The 14,673-nt window shown below is 67.2% G+C and carries 8 protein-coding genes; 4 read left to right on the plus strand and 4 right to left on the minus strand.

Annotated elements, in window-relative coordinates; genetic code table 11:
- The first annotated feature begins 104 nt into the window (after window positions 1–104).
- Genes ACZ6IE_RS13450 through ACZ6IE_RS13465 form a run of 4 tightly spaced genes read left to right on the plus strand, consistent with a single transcriptional unit; the run spans window position 105 to window position 5,427 of the window.
- Window positions 105–3,083 (plus strand): glycoside hydrolase family 2 TIM barrel-domain containing protein, encoded by a 2,979-nt coding sequence (locus tag ACZ6IE_RS13450; protein WP_464608374.1) that lies wholly within the window; start codon window positions 105–107, stop codon window positions 3,081–3,083.
- A 52-nt stretch (window positions 3,084–3,135) separates the two neighbouring features.
- The gene (locus ACZ6IE_RS13455) at window positions 3,136–4,161 is read left to right on the plus strand and encodes an SDR family NAD(P)-dependent oxidoreductase (RefSeq protein ID WP_464608375.1); all 1,026 of its coding nucleotides are present in this window, start codon (window positions 3,136–3,138) and stop codon (window positions 4,159–4,161) included.
- 26 nt (window positions 4,162–4,187) lie between these two features.
- Window positions 4,188–4,826, plus strand: coding sequence for a histidine phosphatase family protein (locus ACZ6IE_RS13460; RefSeq protein ID WP_464608376.1), 639 nt, complete (start codon window positions 4,188–4,190; stop codon window positions 4,824–4,826).
- A gap of 19 nt (window positions 4,827–4,845) precedes the next feature.
- On the plus strand, window positions 4,846–5,427 hold the full coding sequence (locus ACZ6IE_RS13465; protein WP_464608377.1) for a sugar O-acetyltransferase: 582 nt from the start codon (window positions 4,846–4,848) through the stop codon (window positions 5,425–5,427).
- 2 nt (window positions 5,428–5,429) lie between these two features.
- Here the strand turns inward: ACZ6IE_RS13465 and ACZ6IE_RS13470 are convergent, their stop codons facing one another.
- From ACZ6IE_RS13470 to ACZ6IE_RS13485, 4 genes are all read right to left on the minus strand, one after another.
- A complete protein-coding gene (locus ACZ6IE_RS13470) occupies window positions 5,430–6,902 on the minus strand; it encodes a DUF1593 domain-containing protein (protein ID WP_464608378.1) in 1,473 nt (490 codons plus the stop codon).
- A complete protein-coding gene (locus tag ACZ6IE_RS13475; protein ID WP_464608379.1) occupies window positions 6,899–9,604 on the minus strand; it encodes a beta-glucosidase in 2,706 nt (901 codons plus the stop codon). The genes ACZ6IE_RS13470 and ACZ6IE_RS13475 overlap by 4 nt, the downstream gene beginning before the upstream one ends.
- A 55-nt stretch (window positions 9,605–9,659) precedes the next feature.
- Window positions 9,660–12,083, minus strand: a complete 2,424-nt coding sequence (locus ACZ6IE_RS13480) for a glycoside hydrolase family 2 TIM barrel-domain containing protein (protein WP_464608380.1) — start codon at window positions 12,081–12,083, stop codon at window positions 9,660–9,662.
- Window positions 12,084–12,179: 96 nt separating this feature from the next.
- Window positions 12,180–14,669, minus strand: a complete 2,490-nt coding sequence (locus tag ACZ6IE_RS13485) for an alpha-L-rhamnosidase (RefSeq protein ID WP_464608381.1) — start codon at window positions 14,667–14,669, stop codon at window positions 12,180–12,182.
- Between the last annotated feature and the right edge of the window lie 4 nt (window positions 14,670–14,673).

The raw sequence follows: 14,673 nt of genomic DNA on the forward strand, positions 1-14,673 counted from the left end.
AACGCGCGCACACTGACGACGGAGTTAACGCAGCTATGGACAGCACACTTCTCAGTTCCCTGCCTGACGATTTTTCGGGGTTCCAGTCCGTCGGTCGCCTCCCGATGAGCGCTCTCCGCCGTGAACCACACACCGTCTTGGACGGCACGTGGGAGTTTCAGCTGCTTTCGAGCGCTGCTGCTCCACTCGCCGAAACCTGGTCACCGGTCACCGTGCCGAGCCTCTGGACCATGACCGACCCGACCGACCCGCCTCAATACCTGAACGTCCGGATGCCGTTCCCCGAGACACCGCCCACCGTGCCCTCCCGCAACCCGGTCGGCGTGTATCGCAGGAGCTTCACGGCACCTGACGTCTCCGATGGCGCGCTCATCCTGCACGTCGGAGCAGCCGAAGGGTTCCTCCGCGTCTTCGTCAACGGAACGCTTGTGGGCACCAGTAGCGACTCGCATCTGGCCGCGGACTTCGATATCAGTGGTCACCTTCACGCCGGAGAGAACTCGCTGGTCCTGGCTGTATCGAAGTGGAGCTCGCAGACCTACCTCGAGGACCAGGACCACTGGTGGCAGTCGGGGCTGTCCCGTTCGGTGTCGCTGTTCGTCGTCCCGAAGGTTCGACTAACCGACGTTCAGGTGGTGGCGGACTTCGATCCTCACACTCGTTCCGGCACGCTCTCCGTCGTGGCCTCCACGACCGGACACCTGGACGCGGCGGCGCCTGCTCACCGCATCCGCATCACCGCGCTCGGCACCAGCGAGGTTCTCGAGATCGCGGCGTCCGCAGAACATGCCACGATCAACACGACCGAGTCGACCCGACGCGTCGATCGCAGCGTCCGACCCGAGCCTCTCATCCCCCCGGACGCGATGGAGTTCTTCAGCGATATCCCGTCCGGCGCCGAGATCCCCGAAGAGTGGGCGGCGGCGGCCGACATGATCACGCAAACCTATCTGTCGCATCGTCCCGCACCCGGCACCGTCGAATACCGCCTCGACGAGCTGGATGTGGAACCGTGGTCGGCCGAGACCCCCCACCTCGAGGAAGTTCTCGTCGAGCTCATCGATTCCGCGGACGGCGTCGTCGACAGCACTCGCGTCTCGGTGGGCTTCCGGCGCGTCGAAGTCGTGGGTCGGGATCTTCTCGTGAACGGCGCCCGAATCCTGATCCAGGGCGTCAACCGGCACGACGTACATCCGCGAACCGGGCGCGTGTTGACGCACGACGAGATGGCGCAGGAACTGGCACAGCTCAAACGCTTCAACGTCAACGCCATCCGCACCTCCCACTACCCCAACGATCCGGCCGTGCTCGACCTGTGCGACAGGTTCGGCCTGTATGTCGTCGATGAAGCCGACATCGAAGGTCACGCATTCATGGACACGGTGAGCGAGGACCCCCTCTACCTTCCCGCCTTCACAGAACGCGTCTCGCGAATGGTGCTTCGAGATCGCAATCATCCGAGCATCATCTCCTGGTCCCTCGGAAACGAAACGGGTTACGGCGCCAACCACGATGCGGTCGCCGCCTGGGTGCGACGATTCGACCCCACCCGGCCCGTGCAATACGAGGGTGCCGTGTCGAAGAACTGGCACGGCGGGCACGCAGCCAGCGATATCGCCTGCCCCATGTACCCGTCGATCCGCAGCCTGGAGTCCTACTCCGCCGACCCGCGAAGCGATCGGCCGCTGATCCTCTCCGAGTACGCCTACTCCCAGGGAAACAGCACGGGCGGGTTCGCGCGGTACTGGGAATTGTTCGACTCGCTGCCCGGCCTTCAGGGCGGTTTCATCTGGCAGTACCTCGATCACGCCCTCGATCCCGAGGGGGATGGCCGGTACAAGTCCGGAGACGATTTCGGTGACGGGCCGAACGACGGAGACGTCATGCTCAACGGCATCGCCTTCGCCGACAGGACTCCCAAACCCGCGATGCTCGAGGTGCGGGAGGTGTGCGCACCGGTCCGGGTCATCTCCACCTGGCAGGATGTCTCGCGCGGCGTTCTGCGCATCCGCAATCGGCAATCTTTCGCCGACCTCGACCGTTTCGCGTTCGAGGTGTCCGTAGACGCACAGAGCGGCACCCTCGCAACCGCGCCCGTCGCCGGTGCCGCAGCGGCGAGCACAGAGGCGGTCATCGAGCTTCCGGCGACCATCCGCGCAGCACTCGCCGCCGATGACCTGCTCGGCGTGACACTGACCGCGTCGCTCGAGGAATCGACCTCCTGGGCCGAGGCCGGCACGGTCCTGGCAGCCCATCAAATCGAAGCGCCCGTCATGCCCGTGGCCCTGCCGCAACCGCACCCCGAGTTCATGGCCCCGCTCGACGAGGGCGGACGCGTGCAACACCCACTCCTGCAGGTCGGGCCTCACCTGTGCCTGTGGCGTGCGCTCACCGATAACGACAAGGCGACCCCGCTGGACGAGCGCTTCGTGCGCTCGGGGTTCTTCGCCCTCGAACCCGTCGACGTGCAGATCATAGAAGACGCTCAGCGGAAGACCGTGACAACCACCTACGCGTCGGCATTCGGCGACACCGTCACCCACACCCAGCGCATCTCTGCGGTCGCATCGAACTCCTTCGTCTTCCACGAAAACGTGCAGCTCCCCGAGGGCACGACAGACGGCTTGCGCGTCGGGGTCACGTTCACCCTGGTCGACGGTTTCCAGCGCGCATCCTGGATCGGCCTCGGTCCGGTCGAGAACTACCCCGACCGACGGAGCGCAGCGCGCCTGGGGCGATGGGAGAGCGACATCGACGACCTCGCCGTGACGTACATGCCACCCCAGGAGAACGGCGGGCGAGGCGACGTCTCAGAACTCCACCTGTCGGGTGCGCGCCGCGCCGTTCTCACCCGCCACTCGACGCCCCTGCAGGTCAACGTTTCGCGCTACACGCCCGGCCAACTCGAAGCGGCACCACATTGGTGGGAATTGCCGACAAGCTCCAGCACGGTCGTGCACCTCGACGTCGCGCACCGAGGGCTCGGCACGGGCGCCCTCGGCCCGGACACCGCTCACGCATTCCGCCTGACGGGTGATTCCTACGAATGGGAGTGGCAACTGACCCTCACGGATCAGGACTGACCCCACACATCCAGAACCTCCGCAGCACCACTCCTCGACAGAAAGTAGCGTCATGACCCAGTCCGAACTCTCCGCGCACTCCACCATCGGCGAATGGCTCGCCGACCCCGCCGGCGCCGAAGCCCTGCAGCAGCTTCTTCGCCAGACGGGAGCAGCACCCGGCGCCTTCGACGGGGCCGTTCAGCTCACACTCGCGGAACTCGTTCCGCTCAGCAGTGGCGCGATCACGCCTGAGATCATTGCGGCGCTCGTCGCCTCTGTCGGAGGCACGGCCGTCGAGATCCCCGCACAGGCCGCACCAGGACCGGTGCAGCAGAGCTGGGAAGAGAAGATCGTCGCCGACAGATTCGCCGGACACACCGTGATCGTCACGGGAGCCGGCTCAGGCATCGGGCGTTCCACCGCGCTGAGAATCGCTAAAGAAGGAGGGCGCGTCATCGCCGCCGACATCAGCGCCGACCGCCTGAACGCCCTCGCGGAAGAAAACCCCCAGCTGGATCTCGTGCCCGTCGCCGGTGACATCTCGAACCCCGCCGATGTGCAGCGGATCGTGGACGCAGCGGGCGGGCGCATCGACGGCCTGGCCAACGTGGCCGGGATCATGGACGACATGACCCCCCTCCACGAGGTGAGCGACGAAGTGTGGGAGCGGGTCTTCCGAATCAACGTCACCGGCCTCTTCACCCTCACCCGTGCCGTCCTGCCTCTGATGCTCGCGGCCGGGCGCGGTTCTGTCGTGAACATCGCCTCGGAGGCCGCACTCAGGGGCTCCTCGGCCGGACTCGCCTACACCGCGGCGAAACACGCCGTCGTCGGCATGACGAAGAGTTCCGCGTTCATGTACGGACCGAGCGGCATCCGAGTGAACTGTGTCGCTCCGGGGAGCACGGTCACGAACATCCAGGCGTCGTTCGCCTCCGCGCTCGGCCGTGAGCGCATCCTTCCCGTACTGGCCCTCGCGCCCGCGCCCGTGGAGGCAGCACGCGTGGCTGCGGCGATCACCTTCGTCCTCAGCGACGACGCGATCAACCTCAACGGCGTGATCCTGCCATCGGATAGCGGGCAGTCCGTGATCTGATGGCCGACGTGTCCTATCGTCGCACTATGCGCATGCTACTTGTGAGGCACGGAGAGATCCCCCCGAACGTCGACGGTCGACTCGACACCGTGCCGCCCGGCCCCTCGCTCACTCGCGAGGGGCGTGGGCAGGCGGATGTGTTGGCCTCGCGGCTCGTCGAGGAAAATGTCGATGCCGTGTTCCGTTCTCCGCTCGCCCGGACTCGGGAGACGATCGCGCCCTTCCTGCGCCTGAGCGGTCTCGACGAACACGTCCTCGACGGACTCGCCGAGATCAGGGCCGGCGTCTATGAAGGCCGGAACGACGAGGAGGCTCGTGCGGAGTATCACCGCGTCGTTCTGGGCTGGGTGGGCGGCGACCGGGGTTTGCGCGTTACCGGCGGGCCGGACGGGCACGAGTTCTTCCACGCGTTCGACTCCGCGGTTTCGTCGATCCGCGAGACGGGTGCGCGCACGGCGGTGGTCGTTTCCCACGGTGCCGCGATCCGCGCCTGGGCCGGCGCGCGCGCCGAGAACCTCGACCGCGACTTCATCGCCCGTCGGCAGCTCGGAAACACCGGCGTCGTCGAGCTCGAGCTATCGGACGATCGCTGGACCTGCACCACATGGGAGAGCGCGTCTCTCACGGCCGGCGCCTCCGACATCCCCGGCGACGAAGTGATCTAGCTCGTGTACGTTTGTACACATGACTGACGATTTCTTTGCAGGCGACCCCCGTTCTCAGCGAGAGCGCATGCTCGCTGGCGATCTGTACATCGCTGACGACCCCGAGATCGCGCAACTCGCACACCGGGCCGTGCGCCTGACGGACGAATACCAGAAGGCGTTCCTCGCCGATGACGGCCGGGCGCCCGGCATCCTCACCGAGCTACTCGGGTCGATCGGCGAGGAATCGTCTATCAAGCCGCCGTTCTTTGTCGACTTCGGATCGAATATCCACCTGGGCGCCCGCTCCTTCGCCAACTACAACCTGACCGCGCTCGACGTGGTCGAGATCACCATCGGCGACGACTGCCTGATCGGGCCGAACGTGCAGTTGCTCACGCCGACCCACCCCATCGAGCCCGGGCCGCGCCGCGACAAGCTCGAGGCGGCTCAGCCGATCACCCTGGGCAACAACGTGTGGCTGGGCGGTGGAGTCACCGTCTGCCCCGGCGTGACCATCGGCGACAACAGCGTCATCGGCGCCGGGTCGGTCGTCACGCGAGACATCCCCGCGAATGTGGTGGCGGTCGGCAACCCCGCCCGTGTGATCCGAGAGATCTAGGATCACGAACTTGCCGGCGAGCCCTCCCCGACCGTCAGAATGATCCGCCGGAAGGCCGTCGGCCCACCGATTGCCGCGGTGGCTTGAACGATGACATGGATGGTGTCACCGGGACGAGCGGATGCCGGCACGGTGAGCGTAGTCCGTTCCCCCTCGTCGGTAGACACGGCGACATCAGCCGCCACGGTGCCGGCCTCGTTGTACACCCACCAGGTCACGTCGGTGTGATCGCGAGCCGACTCGACGCGCCCGCCCAGTTCGACGACCTGCCCCGGCCGCACCGTGAGGTCACAGCCCGGAGATATCGACAGCTTCGGATGGTGGGGCGCGTCGTCGAATCGGGGGGTCACCGACCAGCGCAGACGAGTGGCGAAGTCGGTCTGCGCCTCGGCAAACCAGCGCGTCACCGAATATTCGGGAGGGGCGCTTCCATCTGGTGCACGGTCGGCGCTCCGCTCGACGCTCCACTCGTTCGAGGGCGCCGCGGTGCGCTCGGCCCGCCCACCCCAGCCTCCGAAAGCGGGGTGCTCGGCGCTCCTCAGCCCGTCGGGAAGGAGGTGGAGCAGGTTCGTCGAATCGCCTTCCGAGACCCATTCGCCGGCGGGCTGCGGGTCGGTCCACACCTGGAATCCCTGGGCGGCCAACTCGTCCGCGGTGAGCCCGGAGAGGTGGAAATAGTCCGTCGGATCACCGTCGACCATGCGCCGGCCATCGCCCCACGTGCGATAGAGGGCGCCGAGGGGGCCCACACTCGTCACGTTGTCGCGCATCCACTCGGCGCCGAGCAGATGACGGTCCGTGGGCAGGACGAGGTGCCGCGCCGAGTAACCCCACGTCCAGGTTTTGACGTCCGTGACCATGATGTCGGGCCAGCGCGGCCGGATGTATTCGTCATAGGTGTCGTCTTGTGAGTCGAACTTCGTGATGCGAGCCGTGCGGGACACACGATCGCGGATGTCGGGCCACTCCTCGGTGCCCCCGAACCGCTCTTCGATCGACATCAGAGCGCGCGCGATAGTGCTCGTGCCGGCCCACACCTGCAGGTGAAGCGGACGAGGATCGTCCGCGAGCAGCGCCTTCTCGATGAGCGTCGAACCCGGGGTCACCTGTGAGACGTCGCCTTCGAAAGCGACGTTTCCCTCGGCGATCACCCCACGCAACGCGTCGGGGTGCGGGTAGCGGGGATCGTGCACGACGAGGTTCGCGTGGACGGCTTCGTATGCGTCGACCACGTCGTCGATGAAGCGTTCGCCCGGCGCCCACCGCCACGAGGTCTGCGGCGTCGAATACTCACGCTCGGGCCGGAGACAGGCTGTGCCCTGACCGTCGCCTTTCCAGTGGTAACGACTGCTTGCATAGATCAGACCCTCGATGTCGATCTCGTTGGTGTAGAGCATGAGCCGGATCATCGAATTGAGGTCGTCCAGTTCGGGATCGGCCGAGACGATGGTCCTCGTCCGCAGCGACGTGGTCACTGTCCGGCCTTCGTGAGCGCCGTCACGAGCCGCACGAGGTGCGCGGCGTTGTCCCGCAGGGTGGCGGCCGAGAGCCGGCCCGATTCGACGGCGTCGACGATCTGAGCGGTATAGGTGTCGTCGGCGCCTCCCGGCGTGATCCAGTTGTTGCCGCCGATCATCATCTCGACGACATCGCACGTGTCATAGGTGCTCCAGTCCGTCATCACTGCACCCTCGTAGCCGAGCTCGTCGCGGAGGAAGCCGCGGATCAGTTCGGGGTCGGCGGCGGTCGGAACTCCGTTGATCGCGTTGTAGGCGGTCATGACGGATGCAGCGGGATACGTGTCGATCGCGACCTCGAAGGCGCGCAGGTAGAGCTCTCGCAGCGCGCGTTCGGGGATGATCGACTGGTTCCGTTTGCGCGCCGATTCGGCGTTGTTGGCCGCCAGGTGCTTGTAGCACGCGCCCACGCCGGCGGATTCGAGGCCCCGGGCATAGGCTCCGGCCAGCGAGCCGGCGAGCAGGGGGTCCTCAGAGAAGTACTCGGGGTGCCGACCGTTCAGCGGATTGCGATGCAGGTTGAGCGCGGGGGCCAGGATGAGGTTGACGTCGAACGCCTGCGCCTCCTCTCCGATGACCCGCCCCATGTCCTCGGCGAGTCGGCGGTCGAATGTCGATGCCAGAACGACCGTGGTGGGCATGCCGATGTTGGGGGTGCGCATGTTGACGCCGGAGTTGCCGTCGGCGACCTGGAACAGGGGGATGTCGCGCCCGGGCAGCTGCGCGACGACCCCGGCGACCCCGGTGCCCTCCATCCCCCAGCCGTCCTGCCCGCAGACCACGAGTCGCGCGAGTTCGGGGACCGTGAGCGACGCGACGAATGCCTCGGCCGTCATCGCATCCGAGACGACGTCGCGGAAGCTGACGCGGTGGGACTCGCTGGTGGTGCCACCCGCGGCTGCCTGTGCCGAGCCCAGGTCGGAGGCGAGGCGATCCGCGCCGCGCTCGTGGCTGATTCGACCGGGGGCGAATCCGGTCGCTTCTGGCCGGACGCCCGACGCTGCGCCGGTCGGGAACGTGCCGCGCGGGTCGTGGTGCGAGAGCACCGTGACCGGCTGGGCGGGAAGCATGCGGTGCTGCGCGGAACGAACGGTGACGGGGGCATCCAGCGTGAATCGCGCGGCCTCGGTCAACTCGGCCGAGGAGCGCCCCACCGAGACGATGTATTCACCCGGGAATGCCACGTAAGCCGCTGCGCTCTCATCCCAGCTGGCCAGGGCCGACGACGGGATGTCGAACGACACGGTCTCGGCCGAACCCGGCTCGAGCAGCGCGGTCTTCTCGAAGCCGACGAGCTCGATCGCGGGCTGCTCGAGGGTGCCGCCGGGCTTCGAGACGTAGGCCTGGACGACCTCGCGCCCCGCGACCGCGCCCGTGTTGCGCACCGTCGCCTCAGCGCTCATGCGACCGAGACCATCACCCGTCAGCGGAGGTGCCGTGACCGAGATGCGGCTGATGTCGAAGCTCGTGTAGCTCAGGCCGTGGCCGAACGGGAAGGCGACGTCGACGCCGAAGGTCGAGAAATAGCGATAGCCGACGTAGATGCCCTCCTCGTACACGGTGTCGATCCAGACCGGGTCGTTGCCGGCCAAGCGGTCACCATCGGTCGAGCAGTCGTAGAAGTTCCGGCTCGCCGGGATGTCCGTGTAATCCAGGGCCCACGTATCCGGCAGACGACCGGACGGGTTGACGGCACCGCTCAGCACGTTGAGCAGAGCCGGGCCCGCCAGCATCCCGCCGACCCCGGCGAGGACGAGCGCGTCGATGCCGTGCCGGCTGACGAACTGCACGTCGATGGGATAGGGGGTGTTGAGGACGACGACCGTGCGGGCGAACGTGCGGGACACCGTCTCGATCAGCGTCTCTTCGTCGGCGGTGAGCGAATACTCGCCCTCGCCCGACCCGTTGTCGGTGTTCTCGCCCGAAGCGCGGGTGAGCACCACGATCCCGACGTCGGACCCCTCTTTTGCGCGCTGCAGCATGTCGAGTGGCGGCACGAGGTCGCCCCAGAGGCGGGAGTACTCCGCCAGCTCTTCGTTCAGCGAGAAGTGCTCGTGCTCCTGGATGGCCCGGCGCAGGCCGACGATGTAGCGCGCGTTGATCTTTCCGGCCCCGACGACCGACGTGCGGAAGGCGTGCAGCGCGCTGCCGAAGATGTTGAGTCGCCCCGGCGCGAGGGGCAGCGCGCCGCGCAGGTTCTTCAGCAGCACGATGCCGTCTTCGGCGATGCGCTGAGCGATGCGCTCGTGTTCTGCGAATTCCGGTTGCGCTGTTGTTCGAGGAAGGGTCGTCACGACGAGATCGCGGGGTTCCATGCGGTTGCCATAGATGTCCGTGAAACCCTCGACGTGCAGTGTGTGCTCGGTGCCGTACTCGTGCAGCCGCGTTGCGACCTTGGCACCCAGGAGCCAGGGGCGGACCTGACCGAAGTCGGCTTGACGGAGGACGAAGTCGATCGGTTCCCCGTCGAGGAGCACCGACCCGGGGATGGTCGGGTCCATCTCCTTCGAGAAGGGAGCCGAGACGACGCCGCCGAACGCACGGTCGAGCATGAACAATCCGCCGTCGATGTCGTCGATGTCGTAGTCGATCGTCGGGGCGAAAGTGACGAGGATCGGGGCGTCGTCGGGGGCATGCGGGATCATCGAAGCTACATCCATGGTGGGTCGTCTTTCTGTAGGAGCCGGGGCGGAGAGGGGGCGGAGACGGGTGCCGTCAGCGGGCGGGGATCTCGTGCACGGATTCGGCGAGGGTGTCCGACGAGACGGCCACGGAGATGGCCCCGGGGCCCGTGCGGCGGATGATCGCGAGGGCGCGACCGCCGAAGGTGCGTACTCGATCGTTCGCGTAGGAGTTGCTCGTCTGCGGATCGGCGCTACCGAGAGCCTGGAGTTCGCCGGGTCCACTGACCGCCACCTTCACCATCGCGTCCTGCCCGACGACGATCACGTCCTGGCCGTCGCTCAGCTCGATCGCGACGAAATGAAGGCCGTCGGCGGTGTGCGCCTCCGACGCATCCTCGAGGCGTGTCGTGATGTGTGCGGACCCTTCCGCCGATCGCAGAGTGAAGCGTTCCGCTTCTTCGCCGTTGCGATGGGCGACGGCGATCAGCTGGCCGGCCTCGTAGGGCACGGTGAACACCGCGCGGAACCGGTTCTCGGCGCCAGCCGGCACTCGGCCGATGGACCGCCCGTTGAGAGTGAGTTCGACCTCGTCCGCATCGCTGTACACCTCGACGACGAGGCTCGTGCCCGCCTGCGTGTTCCAACTCCAGCTCGACACGCTGTCGCTCCACGCCCACGCGCTCGAGTACGGGCCCGTGGCTGTGACGCCGGGGCGCAGCACAGCGATATACGGTTCACGACGCAGCCCGAAGACGATCTCGCGGTAGTAGGAGAACGGGCGGCGGTGTCCCGTGATGTCGACGTCACCGCACCAGGCCGCGATCCACGGATAGGGCGCGGAGAGGTCTTCGCCGGGCGTGTCCGAAGAACGACCGATTCCCACCTCGCCGAGATAGTCCCAGCCGGTCCAGGTGAAGTCGCCGATCACGTGGGGCAGTCGTTCGACGAGCGCCCAGTTGCGGTCGATGTTGGCCGGGTAGGTTTCGCTGCCGACGATGAGACGGTTGGGAAACAACTCGGCGTCGCGTTCGTAGCGGCCGTCCAGGTAGTTCATGCCCGCGACATCCAGCAGTCCGAAGCTTTCGGCGGTCTTCTCGCTGACCAGATCCGAACTGCCGACAGCATTGAAGTAGTCGACGGCGCCGGCCATCATCGTGTTGATTCCCATGGCCTCCATGGCCCCGCCCGGGCCGTGCTCGGCCGACAAACGCTTGAGGTCTCCCATGACCGCGAGCAGCCCGTTGATGCCGTTGGTCACATACCGGGTGGGGTCGAGCCGGCGAATCTCTTCTGCCAGTTTGCGCCCCGTGATGCCACCCGCTGGCGAGCCCGTCTCGGGGATCTCGTTACCGATGCAGTACATGATGACCGATGGATGGTTGCGGTCCTTCTCCACCATGGAACGGATGTCGGCCTGCCACCAGGTCGGGAAGGCGAGGGCATAGTCGAACCCGGACTTGGTCGAGGTCCACATGTCGAAGGACTCGTCCATGACGTACATGCCGAGGCGATCGCAGGCGTCGAGCAGCGCTCGGCTGATGGGGTTGTGCGCGGAGCGGATGGCGTTGAAACCGGCCTCCTTGAGGATCCGCACGCGTCGCTCCTCGGCGTCGGCGAAGGTCGCCGCGCCGAGGATGCCGTTGTCGTGGTGCAGGCACGTGCCGCGCAGCTTCACGGTCTCGCCGTTCACCCGGAGGCCGTTGTGGGGGTCGAGCTGCAGGGTGCGGATGCCGAAGGCGACCGTCTCTTCCTCCATGACCGCGTCGTCGTGCCGCAGCGAGATGACCGCGGTGTAGAGCCGAGGGTGTTCGGCGCTCCACCGTTCCGGCTGGGCCACGTAGAGCCGTTGCCTCACCGCGAGCGGCTCATCGGGTGAGGCCGTTGCCGGCACCGTCCCCGTGGCGACGACCGCGCCACTTTCCGCACGCACTTCGACGTCCACGTGAACGGATTGCAGGCGGGCGGATGTCGTGGCGATGGTGGCGGCCACCTCGATGACGGCGAGGTCATCAGCGACATCGGGGGTCGTGATCGCGACGCCGTTCGGGACGATGTGTGTGGCGCCTCCGCGCAGCAGCCACGTGTCGCGGTAGATGCCCGCGCCCGTGTACCAGCGCGAGTCTTCGTGCGCGCGAGCTTCGACGACGATCTCGTTGTCGTCGCCCACGTGCAGATAGGGGGTCGCGTCGATGGTGAAGCCCGCGTACCCGGAGGGACGTTGGCCCGCGAAAGCCCCGTTCACGGTGACGATCGCGTCGCGATAGACGCCCTCGAACTCGATGACGAACCGGTCGTCGCCCGCGTCGGCCGGCACCTCGAGGCTGCGCCGGTATTGCACGGTGGCGCTCGGGAAGTAGGCGTTGGCTCCGCGCCCCTCCGGCTGCCGGTCGCGGGCGATGAGAGCGTCGTGAGGGATGGCGACGTCGACGTAGGCGGCCGCCGGGGAGGACGCCTCGTCGAACGGGTTGACCTTCTCGCGGACCTGCCATCCAGCGTTGAGGGATGTCTTCTTCACGGTTGTCTCCTTTGCCTGCAAGCGCCTGCTCGACGGCTGGCCGCGAGCGTCAGTGTGTGGTGTGCCGCTGGTGTGCGGTGTGGTGTGCCGGTCCGTTCAGGGGGCGGCGGTGTCGCCGAGGGCCGCGTGCAGCTCGATCCGCACGTCGTCGGTGGCGGTCGGGATGTATGCCAGCAACGCGTCGAGGCTGAGTGCGCCCGCTTCGGGCTGGGCGGGGTCGATGGCCATGCCCGGGAAGTGCCGTTCGAGGATCTCGGACACCCGGTACCAGGTGGGTCGATCGGCGGCGATCTCAGCGAGCGGCGTCTCGAAGGTGTGCACCGTTGGCGTGCTCAGGCCGGGCACCGTGTACGTCCAGCTGTGCTCGCCCGCCGTCAACGTCTCCCGGGCATCGTCGGGGTGCCGGGGAAGGACGATCTCGGCGTCGACCCCGGAGGGTATGGACGCCGTGACGGTCATGTCGTCGCCGTCGATGCGCCAGCCCACGCTCAGACGTCCGTGCACGGTGTCGTGTGACGCGTGAGCGTGCGTGAGCCCTCCCCCGGGCCGGGGTTGCAGGAGCACCCGGCGATAGCCCGGCTCGAGCCGTCGAATGCCCGCCGTCGTGGTGTAGAGCCAGGTGACGATCGCCCCGAGCGCATAGTGGTTGAGCGAGGTCATCCCCCGGCCCTTCAACGACCCGTCGGAAAGCAGCGAGTCCCAGCGTTCCCAGGTGGTGGTGGCGCCGAGCGTCACCGGATAGAGGAAGGACGGGGATTCCTTCTGCAGAAGGAGCAGGTAGGCCTCCTCGATATGGCCCGTCCGCGTCAGCGCTTCGGTGACATATGGGGTGCCGGCGAAGCCCGTCGTGATGTGGAAACCCGATTTGGCTACCAGGGCGACCAGGCGATCGCCCGCCTTGTCGAGCTGTCCGGGTTCGAGGATGCCGAAGCAGATGATCAGGGCATAGGCCGTCACGGTCTCGGCGATCACACGACCCGACGCCGTCACGTATTCTCGCCGGAACGCGTCCCGCACGCGCGTGGCGAGGGCGTCGAAGCGTCGCGCATCCTCGTCGTGGCCCAGGAGCGCAGCGGTGTCGGCGAGCTCTCGGGTCGTTCGGCAGAGGAATGCCGTGGCCACCAGGTGGCGGTCCGTCTTCCCGTCGGCGGGCTCGTCGTAGGGGGCGTCGGGGTCGAGCCAATCGCCGAACTGGAAGCCGCTGCTCCACAGGCCGGTGGAGTCGAGTTGCGCCTCGACCTGACGCATGAATGTCGTCATCGAGTCGTAGCTGTCCCGCAGAATCTCGACGTCACCGTATTCCTGGTAGAGGGACCACGGCAGGCTGATCGCGACGTCGCTCCAGATCGCGGTGGGGGCCGAGGGTGTGGGCAGGACATCGGGTACAGCCCACGGCACATAGCCCTTTTCGAGCTGCTCGGCGGCAAGGTCGCTCAGCCAGGAACGCAGCACTCCTCGCACGTCGTAGAAGAGTCCCGCGGTGGGCGCGAACGCGTTGAGGTCACCCGTCCAGCCGAACCGTTCGTCGCGCTGGGGGCAGTCGGTGGGAACGCCGACGAAGTTGCTGCGCATCGACCAGAACGCGTTGTCGTGCAGGCGGTTCACCATCGGGTCGGAGGTCTCGAACCACCCGGTGCGCGTCATGGCGCTGTGCACCACGACCCCGGTGACGTCTCCCTCTTCGATGTCGCCGGGCCACCCCTCGATCTCGACATAACGGAAACCGTGGATGGTGAACTCGGGCTCCCACACTTCGACGCCGCTGCCGGCGAGGGTGTAGGAGTCCGTCGCCTCGGCGGTCCGGTTCGTGTCCGGTTCGAGGTCCCCGGACGGCGTCAGCAATTCGGCGAAGCGGAGGACGACGGTGCGACCGGCATCCCCCTGTACGCGGATGCGCAGCCATCCCGAGAAGTTCTGGCCGAAGTCGACGAGGTGGCGGCCGGACTCCAGGCGCCGGATGCTGCTCGGTGCGCGCTCCTCGATGCGTTCGATCGGCGGCGCCGCGTCGACCTGCACGACCTCGACCGGCCAGTCGACGGTGTGCGCGACATCCCACGCGGAATCATCGAAACCGGGACGGGACCACCCGGCCGGTTCGGCACGGGCGTCGTGGTGCTCGCCGTCGTAGAGACCGTGCGCTCGGGTGGCGCCCTCACCGATGCGGAATGACTCGTCGCTCACGATGTGTTCGATGGAGCCGTCGTCGTACTCGAGGGTCAGCGAGAGGAGCAGCGCCGGCCGATCCGACCAGTTGTGGCGCGTGTTTTCCCACCCGAGCCGGCCGACGGCCCAGCCCTCGCCCACGACCGCCCCCACGGCGTTCGGCCCCGCGTGCAGGCGGGCCGTCACGTCGTGCTCACGAGCTCCCATACGGTGACGGTAGGAGGTCCAGCCCGGGGCGAGGACCTCCGTCCCGACGCGTTCGCCGTTGAGCATGGGCACGACGATTCCGAGCGCGGAAACGGTCAGGACGGCTCGTTTCAAGCCGGGCCGGACGACGAATTCTCGACGCAGGTAGGGGGCCGGAGCGCCGGCGTCCGAGGGCGCGGCGGCACCGATGAATCGGGCGTTCGGGGAGAGGGTCACGGTG

Source organism: Okibacterium sp. AC114, assembly GCF_979253355.1.

Excerpts from the sequence above, each read along its gene's own strand:
- ACZ6IE_RS13460 (WP_464608376.1), top strand. The coding sequence starts at position 4,188 with ATGCGCATGCTACTTGTGAGGCACGGAGAGATCCCCCCGAACGTCGAC.
- ACZ6IE_RS13475 (WP_464608379.1), bottom strand. The coding sequence starts at position 9,604 with ATGGATGTAGCTTCGATGATCCCGCATGCCCCCGACGACGCCCCGATC.
- ACZ6IE_RS13465 (WP_464608377.1), top strand. The coding sequence starts at position 4,846 with ATGACTGACGATTTCTTTGCAGGCGACCCCCGTTCTCAGCGAGAGCGC.
- ACZ6IE_RS13450 (WP_464608374.1), top strand. The coding sequence starts at position 105 with ATGAGCGCTCTCCGCCGTGAACCACACACCGTCTTGGACGGCACGTGG.
- ACZ6IE_RS13455 (WP_464608375.1), top strand. The coding sequence starts at position 3,136 with ATGACCCAGTCCGAACTCTCCGCGCACTCCACCATCGGCGAATGGCTC.